The sequence below is a fragment of the Microbacterium sp. MMO-20 genome (genome assembly GCF_037147735.1).
GTDB lineage: Bacteria > Actinomycetota > Actinomycetes > Actinomycetales > Microbacteriaceae > Microbacterium.
This window is the reverse complement of sequence record NZ_JBBCUU010000001.1, coordinates 100,307-112,126: the sequence shown is the minus strand read 5'-3', so window position 1 is coordinate 112,126 and position 11,820 is coordinate 100,307. Positions and strand designations below refer to the sequence as shown.

The 11,820-nt window shown below is 71.2% G+C and carries 8 protein-coding genes; 3 read left to right on the top strand and 5 right to left on the bottom strand.

Translation table 11 applies throughout. The features are described from left to right. The first annotated feature begins 55 nt into the window (after positions 1-55). Positions 56-2,125, top strand: a complete 2,070-nt coding sequence (locus WFI52_RS00610; protein ID WP_336625503.1) for an NAD(+) synthase — start codon at positions 56-58, stop codon at positions 2,123-2,125. Positions 2,126-2,158: 33 nt separating this feature from the next. Here WFI52_RS00610 and WFI52_RS00605 read toward each other — a convergent pair whose 3' ends face one another. Then, positions 2,159-2,746, bottom strand: coding sequence for a hypothetical protein (locus tag WFI52_RS00605; protein WP_336625504.1), 588 nt, complete (start codon positions 2,744-2,746; stop codon positions 2,159-2,161). 124 nt (positions 2,747-2,870) lie between these two features. Between WFI52_RS00605 and WFI52_RS00600 the strand changes: the two genes are divergently transcribed. Continuing rightward, positions 2,871-3,425 (top strand): phosphorylase family protein, encoded by a 555-nt coding sequence (locus WFI52_RS00600; RefSeq protein WP_336625505.1) that lies wholly within the window; start codon positions 2,871-2,873, stop codon positions 3,423-3,425. A 46-nt stretch (positions 3,426-3,471) separates the two neighbouring features. Further along, positions 3,472-4,476 carry an FUSC family protein gene (locus WFI52_RS00595; RefSeq protein WP_336625506.1) on the top strand — a complete coding sequence of 335 codons (1,005 nt, stop codon included), beginning with the start codon at positions 3,472-3,474 and terminating at the stop codon, positions 4,474-4,476. A gap of 6 nt (positions 4,477-4,482) precedes the next feature. Here the strand turns inward: WFI52_RS00595 and WFI52_RS00590 are convergent, their stop codons facing one another. Genes WFI52_RS00590 through araA form a run of 4 tightly spaced genes read right to left on the bottom strand, consistent with a single transcriptional unit; the run spans position 4,483 to position 11,783 of the window. Beyond that, on the bottom strand, positions 4,483-7,524 hold the full coding sequence (locus WFI52_RS00590) for an SMC family ATPase (RefSeq protein ID WP_336625507.1): 3,042 nt from the start codon (positions 7,522-7,524) through the stop codon (positions 4,483-4,485). After that, positions 7,521-8,711, bottom strand: coding sequence for an exonuclease SbcCD subunit D (locus WFI52_RS00585; protein WP_336625508.1), 1,191 nt, complete (start codon positions 8,709-8,711; stop codon positions 7,521-7,523). The genes WFI52_RS00590 and WFI52_RS00585 overlap by 4 nt, the downstream gene beginning before the upstream one ends. A gap of 47 nt (positions 8,712-8,758) precedes the next feature. Further along, complete coding sequence (locus tag WFI52_RS00580; RefSeq protein WP_336625509.1) at positions 8,759-10,222, bottom strand: MFS transporter; 1,464 nt, start codon at positions 10,220-10,222, stop codon at positions 8,759-8,761. A 58-nt stretch (positions 10,223-10,280) separates the two neighbouring features. Further along, positions 10,281-11,783 (bottom strand): L-arabinose isomerase, encoded by a 1,503-nt coding sequence (gene araA / locus WFI52_RS00575; protein ID WP_336625510.1) that lies wholly within the window; start codon positions 11,781-11,783, stop codon positions 10,281-10,283. Between the last annotated feature and the right edge of the window lie 37 nt (positions 11,784-11,820).

Genomic DNA, 11,820 nt, shown 5'->3' with positions numbered 1-11,820 from the left:
CGATCGACACTATCCACCTCCTCCGACACCGCGGGTGAGATGCCAGACTGGGGGCGTGAGCGAGCAGCTACCGTTCGAGAGCGTCTACCGGCACGGCTTCGCGCGCGTCGCGGCCTGCACGATCCCTGTCGCGATCGCCGACCCTGCACGCAACGCGCAGATGGTCATGGCCGCGGCGCGCGAGGCCCACGACGCCGGCGTCGCCGTCGCGGTGTTCCCCGAACTGTGCGTGACCGGTTACGCGATCGACGACCTCGTCATGCAAGACGTCGTGCTCGACGCCGCCCGCGCCGCGATCGCCGAGATCGCCGCGCGCTCGCGTGATCTGATGCCGCTCCTCGTCGTCGGCGCGCCACTGCGGCTCGGCTCGCGCCTGTACAACTGCGCCGTGGTCATCCATCGCGGCCGCATCCTCGGCATCGCCCCGAAGACGTACCTGCCCACCTACCGCGAGTTCTACGAGGCCCGCTGGTACGCCGCCGGCGCCGACGCCCCCGCGACCGCGACCCTCGCCGGCGAGGAGGTTCCGGTCGGCGCCGACCTGCTGTTCGAGGCATCCGACGTCCCCGGCCTCGTGGTGCACGCCGAGGTCTGCGAGGACATGTGGGTGCCGATCCCGCCGTCGTCCACCGCGGCGCTCGCGGGCGCGACCGTCCTGCTGAACCTCTCCGGCAGCCCCATCACGGTCGCCCGCGCCGACGACCGGCACCTACTCGCGAAGTCGCAGTCGTTCCGCTGCAACGCCGCCTACGTGTACGCGGCAGCCGGGCTCGGCGAATCCACGAACGACGTCTCGTGGGACGGCCAGACGATGATCTACGAGTCGGGCGCGCTTCTCGCCGAGACCGAGCGGTTCCCCGGAGCGCCGCGCATGGCGATCGCCGACATCGACCTCGACCGCCTGCGACAGGATCGGGTGCGGCAGGGCACCTTCGACGACAATAGGGTGCTGACCCCTGCGAGCGAGTTCGCGCGCGTCATCCCGTTCGACGTCGCACCGCCGGCCTCCGTCACGACGCTTCGACGCCCCCTCGACCGGTTCCCCTTCGTGCCGGACGACCCGGCCCGCCTCGACCAGGACTGCTATGAGGCGTTCAACATCCAGGTGTCCGGTCTCGAGCAGCGCATGCGCGCCATCGGGTCGCCGCGGCCCGTCATCGGGGTCTCCGGCGGGCTGGATTCGACGCACGCCCTGCTCGTCGTGGCGCGCGCGATGGACCGGATGGGGCGGCCGCGCAGCGACATCCTCGCCTACACGATGCCGGGTTTCGCGACGAGCGATCACACGCGCTCGAACGCGATCGCCCTCGCCGACGCGATCGGCGCGACGACGTCGACGATCGACATCCGACCGATGGCGACCGAGCTGCTGCGCGGCATCCAGCACCCCTACGCCGACGGCGAGCCGGTGTACGACGTGACGTTCGAGAACGTGCAGGCGGGCGCACGCACCGACTTCCTGTTCCGCCTCGCGAACCAGAACGGCGGCTTCGTCGTGGGCACGTCTGACCTCTCCGAGCTCGCGCTCGGATGGGCCACGTACGGCGTCGGCGACCAGATGAGCCACTACGCCGTCAACGCGGGCGTGCCGAAGACGCTCATCCAGCACCTCATCCGCTGGGTCATCGCACACCCCGACTCCGGCGCCGCCCTCACGCAGGACGCGAAGGACGTACTGCAATCCGTGCTCGATACCGAGATCAGCCCCGAGCTCGTGCCCGCCGGTCAGGACGGCAAGGTGCAGTCGACCGAAGACACCATCGGGCCGTACGCACTGCACGATTTCGCCCTGTTCCACGTGCTGCGCTACGGGCTGCGGCCCTCGAAGATCGCGTTCCTCGCCGAACAGGCGTGGGCGGATGCAGAGGCGGGCGCCTGGCCGCCTGGTTTCCCCGATGCGGATCGCTACGCCTACGACCGCGCCGAGATCGTGCGGTGGCTGCGCGTGTTCCTGAAGCGCTTCTTCGGCTTCGCCCAGTTCAAGCGCACAGCGATCCCGAATGGGCCGAAGGTGCTGCCGGCCGGGTCGCTTTCCCCGCGCGGCGACTGGCGTGCGCCGTCCGACGGCAATGCCGATGCGTGGCTCGCCGAACTCGATGCGGCGCTGCCCGACCTCATCACCTGACGCGAGACCGACATCGGCCGCGTTCCTGAGGACTCAGGCGGAGGGAAGCTCACCGACCGCGAGCGTGATGATCCAGCCGTCCTGGGAGGCATCCGTCAGGGCGTAACGCATGTTGCGGTCGCGGAACCATCCGTGCTGACGCGTCGAGTCGAGCCGGACACGCTCGGGAGCCATCCGCACTCCTCGGCCGTCGGCCTCGATCACCGCTTGCACGCTGGTCCAGTGGCGCAGCAGGTCATCGACGTCGTTCTCGTCGACGAGGTGCGAGTGCTTGCGCATGAGACGGAGATCCGCGGGCTCGGGGTGGGCGTCTCTGATGTCGATGCCGAGCGGCAGCCCCGGATCGCAGATGGCGACGACGGTCGCCGCGCGGAAGCTCGCCGTCACGATCGCGATCGGGAGCTCCTCGCCGTCCCGCGAAGCGATCAGGCGCGTGTGGTAGCCGAAGCCGCGCGGAGCTTCGCGCTCGATCCTCACGTCGGTCGGCTCGCAGCCGAGCTTCGCGGCGATGAGCTCTTTCGCGATGATCCGGCGGCGATCGTGCACCGTCGTCCCCGGGTCCCAGCCGAGCCTCGCCGTAACGCCGGCGGGCGCCGGGAGAAGAACCGTCTGCAAAGTCATCTCGCTCCGATCGTCGTGTCCGTCGTGGGACGTGCCCGATAGCTCATCTTTGCGCACGTCCGGGGCCGGGCGGCAGTGGTCGGGGCCGTGAGTACTCACCGTGCCTCCGTGTGAGACTGGAGGGATGAAGCTCCTCGTCGCCGCCCTCGCCTCCGAACTCGTCGCCTTCGAGACCGACCTCGACGGCTTCGAGCGGCTCGTCACGGGTCCGGGCAAGCTGCAGGCCGCGTACGCGCTGACGCGGCGGCTGGATGCCGGGGGCATCGACGAGATCGTCGTCGTCGGCACCGCGGGTGCCCTCGACCCCGAGATCATCGGCGTCCACGACATCGCGGTGGCGATCCAGCACGATGTGAGCGACATCGACGGCGTCGCCGGTCAGCACGTCTCACTGCCGTCGCAGGTGTCGACGGGGCGCGGGACGGCGACGATCGCCACCGGTGATCACTTCGTCGACGATGCCGGTGCCGTGGCATCCATCCGCACGCTCGGCGCGACCCTCGTCGACATGGAGACCTACGCCTATATCTGGGTCGCCGGCCAGTTCGGGGTGCCGATCACGGTGCTCAAGGCCGTCTCGGACAACGCGCAGGACGACGCGATCACCGACTGGCGCGCCGCCGTGGCGGCATGCAGCGTGGTGCTGCGCGACGAGATCCGCTCCCGCTACGGCGTCTGACGTCCGGGCGCCGGCGGCGTTCGCCGAGGTGCGTAACGTGAGGGCTATGAATGTGTCGCTGCGCGCGCCGCGCCGCTCGCCGCTGCTCCAGGTCGTGAAGTCCGCCGTCGCGACGCTCGCCGCGTGGCTGCTCGCGGCGTGGCTGATCGGGGGTCCGCCGCCCGTCTTCGCGGCGATCGCTGCCCTGCTGACGGTTCAGCCGAGCATCAACCAGTCGCTCGGCCGCGGTGTCGAGCGCACTGTCGGGGTCGTCGCCGGCGTCGTCGTCGCGTCCGTCATCGGCATCGTCCTCGGGGGCGGATTCGGCGCGATCGCCCTGTCCGTCGTCTGCGCTTTGCTGCTGACGTGGGCGCTGCGTGCGACGCCGGGCACCGCGAACCAGGTCGCGATCAGCGCGATGCTCGTCCTCGCCCTCGGCACGGCGAGCCCCGACTACGCTTTCGACCGGATCGTCGAGACGGCCCTCGGTGCCGTGATCGGGCTCGTCGTCAACCTCGCGTTCGTCCCGCCGCTCGCGCTCGACCCGGCGCGCGCCCGCGTGGCCACTCTCCGATCGGACACGGCGGATGCCCTCGACCGGCTGGGGGACGCGCTCGTGAGCTCGCAGGATGCCGCCGCTCTCACCGACCTTCTCGACCACGCCCGCGCGGTGCGGGGCTCGGTCGGCGCGGCGGAGCAGGCGATCGCGGACGCACGCGACTCACTCGCGCTGAATCCGCGGGCACGCCGGGCGCGCGCCGATGTCGACGCTCTCGCGCACGATGTGGCGCGGCTCTTCGCCATCTCTACACAGGTCGCCGGCATGACGCGCGCCTTCGTCGACGACTACGAGCCGGGAATCGCTTCGGATGCCGAGGTCGCTGCGATCGCGGACCACCTCCATCGCGCGGCGCACGATCTCCGCCGCGACGAGCGCAGCTCGATGCAGGAGCCTGCCGCGCTCACCCGGCCCCTCGAGGTGCTCTCCGCGCCCGAGCACTGGGTTCTCATCGGTTCGCTCATGGTCGACCTCCGTCGCATCCATGACGCGTTGACGCCGCAGGACGGCTGACGGAGTTCATCGCAACGCGGCGGACTCTTGGCGGATGATGCTCGGTCCCTGCGGCGTCGCCTCCACGGCGAGCTGTGCGGGGAGCTGCTCCTTCATCGCCTCCACGTGACTGATGACCCCGACCGTGCGGCCACCGACGCGCAGGTCGTCGAGCGTGCGCATCGCGAGTTCGAGGGTCTCGGGGTCGAGCGAGCCGAATCCCTCGTCGACGAAGAGGGTATCCAGGCGGATGCCGCCGGCCCGGGCCGTGACGACCTCGCCGAGCCCGAGGGCCAGCGCCAGGGACGCGAGGAAGGTCTCGCCTCCGGACAGCGACTGCGGTGTGCGAAGCCTCCCGGTGTGCGCGTCGAGCACATCGATACCGAGACCCGAGGCACGCCCGCGAGCGGCGCGGGCGTCACTGTGGTGCAGCGTGTACCGACCGGCCGACATCTCGGCGAGACGGACGTTCGCCGCCGCGACGATCTCCTCGAGCTCCGCGGCCAGGACGAAGGTCTCAAGGTCCATCTTCATCGTGTTGGGGGCACGGCCTGCAACGGTGTCGGCCAGACGCGTGACGGACGCCGCCTCGGCGGCGAGATCGGCGACGGCGACGTATGCCTCGTCCGCCTGCTCCGACAGTTCGCGCACCCTCGTCGCGACGTTCTGCGCATCGCGCTCGGCCGCGATGGCAGCCGAGCGGGCCGCGTCCGCCTCGGCGACGAGCGATGCCGCCGCGGCCAGCTCGTCATCTGCGATTTCCGCGCCGACCACCGCGAGCTCGAGCTCGAGGAGGCGTTCGCGGGCGGCCGTGATCGCGGCCGCGTGCTGTGCCGATTCCGCCTCGGCCGCGGCGATCTCGGCGGGTGCGCGCAGCGCGGCACGCGCCGTCTCCAGGTCGTCGAAGGGACTGTCCGAAAGGAGGCGGTTCAGGTCGCCGACCGCCGCATCGTGCGCGCGCCGGCGTTCCTCCACCTCGGCACGCGCGGCCAGGAGCGCGGTCGCACGCGCGCGCCGCGCCTCGCCGTCGGCGATGCGGAGGGCGACGCTGTCGAACGCACCCTTCGCGCGGGCGACCATCTCTTCGAGCCGCGTGATCTCGGCGATCGCCGCCGCCTGCGCGGCGCGCTGCGCGAGCTGGCGGTCCGCGAGCGCCGTGCGTTCGGCTTCTGCCGCGGAGGCGAGTCGGTCGAGCTCGATCCGCTCGGCGGCGAGGAGATCGGCCTGGCGGGTCCCCTCGCCCGCGGCGACGAGGTCCGCGCGCACGCGGTCGAGCTCTGCTTCGATGTCCGCACGCTCGCGCCCGCCGGCATCCGCCCGGGCGGCGGACAGTTCGTCTCGCACGGTGCGAGCGGCCGTCGCGGCGGCGCTCGCGCGGGTTTCGGCAGACTCGAGCGCCGCCTCGGCGGCGGCCAGATCGTCATCGGTGACCGCCACCGAGGGGGCGGCCGCGGGATGAGGATGCTCGACGGCACCGCAGACCGCGCAGGGCTCGCCCGGCACGAGCGCGGCGGAGAGCTCGCCTGCGTAGCCGGCGAGGCGACGCTGCAGCAGTGCGGTGACGGCGACGCCGGCGGCGTCGGCGGCGGTGCGCGCCTCGAGGTGCGCGTGCTCGGCGTCGCTGGCGAGTGGCACGAGCCGCTCGGCGGTGAGCGCCGCTTCGCGGTGGACGTCGAGTTGCGCGGCCCGTGCCCCGAGGTCCGCGACGCGCGCAGCGGCCATGCGCGCGGCGGAGAGGCGCTCGTCCAGCTCTGCGCGACGGGCCGGCACCGCCGCGAGGTCTGCATCGAGCGCGGAGAGAGCGGCAGTCGTGTCGGCGAGCGCGGTCTCCGCGTCAGCAGCATCGTCGCGCAGTGCGCCCAGGGAACGCTCATGAGCGGCGGCGTCCTCCCATCGCGCGAGCTCGGCGGTGATCTCCTGAACGGTGTCAGCCAGAACCGCGGTGAGAACCGCGCCGGTCGCTTCATCGGCCGCGACCCCTCCCCCGCCCACCCAGGCCTCCCGCGCGCGCCGCTCGGCGGTGGTCGCGTCATCGCGATCGCGGGCCGCGCGGTCGGCCGCCTCCAAGGGCGCACGCAGCGCTTCGGCCGCTCGCGCATCGGCGAGGAGCGCGCGCTGGACGCTGATGTGGGGCTCGTTCTGTTCGAGGTGCGCCAAGCGCGCCCGCGCCTCGGCGCGCTCCCGGCTGCGGCGTGCACGGTCGACGAGCGCCGCGTGCGCAGCGACGACCACGTGGTGATGCTCGTCTGCCTGCGCCCGGGCGATGCCCGCCTGATCGGCACGGTAGGCCGCGCGGTCGACAGCAGCGAGGAGGGCCGCCGTGCGCGCGCCGAGCTCGTCGGCAGCGGCATCGGCGGCCACCGCAGCCTCGCCTCCGCTGACCTCTGGCCCCAGCCTGTGCTCGGCGATGAGGCGCTCCGCGAGACCGACAAGGGTGCGCACCTGCTCCCCCGCGGTGTCGAGGCGCTTCTGCGCGTCGCGGCGCCGCGCGTCGAGGTCGGCTTGGTACTGCTCGAATCGGCGCGTGCCGAAGAGCGTGCGCAGGAGCGACTGCCGCTCCTCTCCCGACGCGAGGAGGAACCTGGAGAACTTGTTCTGCGCGAGCAGGATCACCTGCTGGAACTGCTGAGCTCCGAGCCCGAGCACCTCGCCGAGGGCGAGGCCGACATCGCGCGGCTTAGCGGCGCGCCCGATCCACACGCCGTCGACGAGCTCCTCGAGCTCGGCGCGGGCGGGTTCGGTGGTGAGGCCTCCACCGCGCTTCGCGGGACGGTCGTACTCGGGAGCGCGCGTGACCCGCCAACGCGCGTCGCCGACGGTGAACTCGAGGCGCACCTCGGTCGGGTCCGTGAGGAAGCAGTGGTCGCTGCGCAGTCTCTTCTCACCACCCTCGTAGCGCGGCACGCTGCCGTACAGAGCGAAGCTCACCCCGTCGAGAATGCTCGACTTGCCTGTGCCCGTGCGCCCCGAGATGAGGAAGATGCCGTCGCGGTCGAATGCGTCGAAGTCGACGCGCTGCGTCTCACGGAACGGTCCGAACCCGGTCAGCTCGAGCGCGTGGAGCTTCACGTCGCCACCGGCGCGGCGCGGCGCGCGACCTCGTCGCGCTCCGCGCGCTCGCGCGCACCGAGGACGTCACGGACGAGTTCCGCCTCGCGCTCCGACGCCCCCTCGCCGGCGCGTACGTGGACGAGGAACGCGTCGACGAGGTCGGCGTCGCTGCGGGCCGCACGCACGCGCTGCGTGTAGGTGCGGGTGTCGTCCTTCTCCCGCGCGGGTGGAGTGTGGGCGACGGCGGCGCAGAACCGGAAGCGCTGCTGCAGGCGGCGCAGGGGATCGGCCTGCGGCAGAGCGTCGGTGTACTCCACCGCGACCCACGACTCCTCCGCATCAGCGTACGCGGTGCTCTCCAGGAGGTCGTCGAACGCACCGCGGAGCGTCCGCAGCGTCCGCGGTACCGGCAGATCGAGCCACCGGGCGCCGGCGAAGCCTGCGGCATCCAGCTCGACGAGCCACGACCCGCGCGGCTTGTCGCCTTCGCCGAAGCTGTAGTGCAGCGGCGCGCCGGAGTACCGCACTCGATCGGAGAGCTGCTGCCGCCCGTGGATGTGGCCGAGCGCAACGTAGTCGACGCCGTCGAAGGTCGACAACGGCACGACGTCGAGGCCACCCTGCTGGATGTCGCGTTCGAGGTGCGGCGTCGGCTCGACGCCCGCCGCGAAGCAGTGTGCTGCAGCGACCGCACGGACCCGCCCCTCACTCGCGCGCTCCGAGAGATCGGCACGGACGAGGTCCATCGCGTGCGCGAGCGCGCTCGCCTGTGAGCGCACTCCCGGCCACTCGTGCCGCAGAAGCGCCGGCTCGAGGAAGGGGATGCCGTAGACGTGCACGGGGCCGTGCTCGTCGCGCACGGTGATCGGCGTGCCGACCTCCCCCGGATCTGTCAGCACGTGGATGCCGGGGCGCAGGAGCGCCGACTGGAACCCGAGGCGCGCAGCGGAATCGTGGTTGCCGCTCGTGACGATCACCTCGGCCCCGGCGTCGGCGAGCGCGGCGAGCGTGTCGGAGAGCACCCTGTAGCAGGCGGCCGCCGGGGTGGCGGAGTCGAAGACGTCGCCCGCGACGATCACGACATCGACGCCCTGATCCCGCACCTGCGCGACGAGGGCGTCGAGCACGCCGCGCAGCGCATCGAGCGTGGAGTGACCGTGGAAGGTCCGCCCGATATGCCAGTCGGAGGTGTGCAGGATGCGCATGCATCCACGCTAAGCGTGACCTGCGACATGGCCCGCGCGGCCCGCCGTCAGCGGCGCGAGCGACGGCGCGCGACGAGGTCGAACACGCCGAGCGCGAAGGCGATCAGGAGGAAAGCGGCGACGGAGATCATGCCGTAGGCATAGGCGTCGTGGAACACATCGATGCCGTGGCGATCGGAGCCCTGGTCGCGATAGATGGCCGAGTAGAAGAGCGAAAGCGCGACGGCGGTTCCGACGGCCGTGCCGATCCGCTGTCCGAGCTGCCCCACCGACCCGGCGAGGCCGCCCGAGCGCGTCGGGATCTCAGCGAGGGTGAGGGTCTGGTTCGGCGCCACGACGAGGCCCGCACCGATCCCCGCGACGAGCATGACGGCCGCCATCGCGTAGGCGACGACATCGACCGGAACCGTGAAAGCGACGACCGTCAGCGCGACCACCGAGACGAGCACAACGCCGAGCCCCCAGACGACGAGGGGGCGTCCGAAGCGACCGACGAGATTTCCCCCGTACCAGGCGCTCACCGCGCTCGCGAGGGCGAACCCGATGGACACCATCCCGGCGAACACGGGCTCGAGCCCGACGCCCAGTTGCAGGAACAGCGTCGTCAACAGGAACATCGCCGGGATCGCGGTGAAGTAGGTCGCGGCGATGAGCGTGCCGTTGCGGAAGGAGGCCACGCTGAACAGTCCCAGGGGGATGAGCGGAGCGCGGCCCGACTGCGCGTAGCGATGCTCCCAGCGGAAGAAGAGGACAGCGAAGACGGCGAACAGCGCGAGCGTCCACCACCGCCGCGGATCGTCGTCAGGCGATCCGGTGGTGAAGAGGAACGGCCACATCAGGGTGACGACGACGACGGCGAAGAGGCCGAGTCCGACAGGATCCAACTCCAGACGCGCGGCGCTCGGCACCCGCGTCTTGGGCAGCAGCCAGATCACCCCGGCGAGCACGGCGAGGCACAGGGGAACGTTGATCCAGAAGATGAATCGCCAGCCGTCCTGCGCGCCGCCGAGCGCGATCATGAGGCCGCCGAGCGTCGGGCCGAACGCCGTGGCGATCCCGATCGTCGCCCCGAACAGCCCGAAGGCACGGCCGCGCTCCTTGCCCGTGAACAGCTGCTGGATGGTGCCGATGACCTGCGGCATCTGGATGCCGGCGGCGAGACCCTGCACGAGGCGGCCGGCGAGCAGGACCTCGGTCGTCGGAGCCATCGCGCACACGATCGAGGTGAGGGTGAACAGGCTCAACCCGATGATGAAGAGCTGCTTGCGCGAGCGTTGGTCACCGAGGCGTCCGAACGGCACGAGGGCGAGGCCGAACAGCAGGACGTAGCCCGAGACGACGATCTGGAGTTCGGTGGATTCCGCGCCGAGTGCCTGCTCGATCGACGGCAGGGCGACGTTGACCTTGCTGAGGTCGAGGATGGTGAGCGCCGCGACCGAGACGCACACCCAGAACGCGCGCCAGCGCTGTCCGTGGTCGAGCGGGATGCTGGAGGTCGCGGGAGAGGTCATCGCCCCCAGCGTATTCCTGCGCGGGGCTCGGTGGGCTGCAGGAGGCTCGCGCGCGAAGTCAGAGCCCCTGGGCGAGTCGGTAGTAGGCCTGATTCCAGCGGATCTCCTGCTGGAATCCGCGGACGGTCGTGTCCTCGTCGATGACGAGGAGCTCGGTGCCGGCGATCTCCGCGAAGTCCCGGAACACCTCGATGCCGACCGCCGTCGTCATGACGGTGTGGTGCGCCGCACCCGCGTTCAGCCAGCATGCGGCGCTCGTCGCGAAGTCCGGTGCCGGCTTCCAGATCGCGCGACCCACGGGGAGCTTCGGCAGATCCGGAGCCTCGACGTTCTCGACGACGTTCGCGACGAGGCGGAACCGGTCGCGCATGTCGCTCATCGCGACGACGACGGCGGGGCCGGGGTCTGCGGTGAAGACGAGGCGGACCGGGTCGTCCTTACCGCCGATGCCGAGCGGGTGGACCTCCAGCCGCGCCTTCTGCGACGACAGCGTCGGCGATACCTCCAGCATGTGCGCGCCCAGGATCTTCTCATCGCCCGCGACGAGGTCGTACGTGTAGTCCTCCGTGAGGCTCGCGCCGCCCGGGAGTCCCGCCCCCATGACGTTCGCGACGCGCACGAGGATCGCGGTCTTCCAGTCGCCCTCCGCGCCGAAGCCGTAACCGTCCGCCATGAGGCGCTGCACCGCGAGACCGGGGAGCTGCTTCAGCGCACCGAGGTCTTCGAACGACGTCGTGAACGCGCCGAACCCGCCCGCCTCGAGGAACGAGCGCAGACCGAGCTCGATCGCCGCGCCGTCACGGAGCGACTGGTGACGCTCCGCGCCCGGCAGCAGCTCATCGGCGACGTCGTACTCTGCGAGGTACACCTGCACGAGCGCGTCGATGTCGGCGTCGGATGCCTGGGCCACGGCATCCGCGAGATCGTTCACGCCCCACGTGTTCACCTGCACCCCGAGGCGCAGCTCGGCTTCGGTCTTGTCGCCCTCGGTGACGGCGACGTAGCGCATGTTGTCGCCGAAGCGGGCGAGCTTGAGCGTGTGCGCGGCCTGCCAGCCCGCCGCGGCGCGCTGCCAGTCCTCGACCTGCTGCCGCACGGTCGGGTGGGAGACGTGGCCGACGACGGTCTTGCGCGCGACGCCGAGGCGGGTCTGGATGTACCCGAACTCGCGGTCGCCGTGGGCCGCCTGGTTGAGGTTCATGAAGTCGAAGTCGATCTCGGCCCACGGCAGCTCGACGTTCGCCTGCGTGTGCAGGTGCAGCAGCGGCTTGCGCAGCGCATCGAGCCCCGAGATCCACATCTTCGCGGGGCTGAACGTGTGCATCCACGCGATGATCCCGATCACCGAATCGTCCGCGTTCGCATCCAGCGCGAGCCGGCGGATCGCCTCCGCGTCGGTGAGGACGGGCTTCCACTCGACCGTGACGGGCAGACCGGTCAGACCCTCCGCGACACCCCGGGACTGCTCGGCGACCTGCCGGAGCGTCTCCTCGCCGTACAGTCCCTGACTGCCGGTCACGAACCACACGGTGTAGCGGTCGAGCGAGGTGGTGAGGGTCATGGTCTTCTTTCGGTCGATGGTCGAGGAGCTGAGCGCG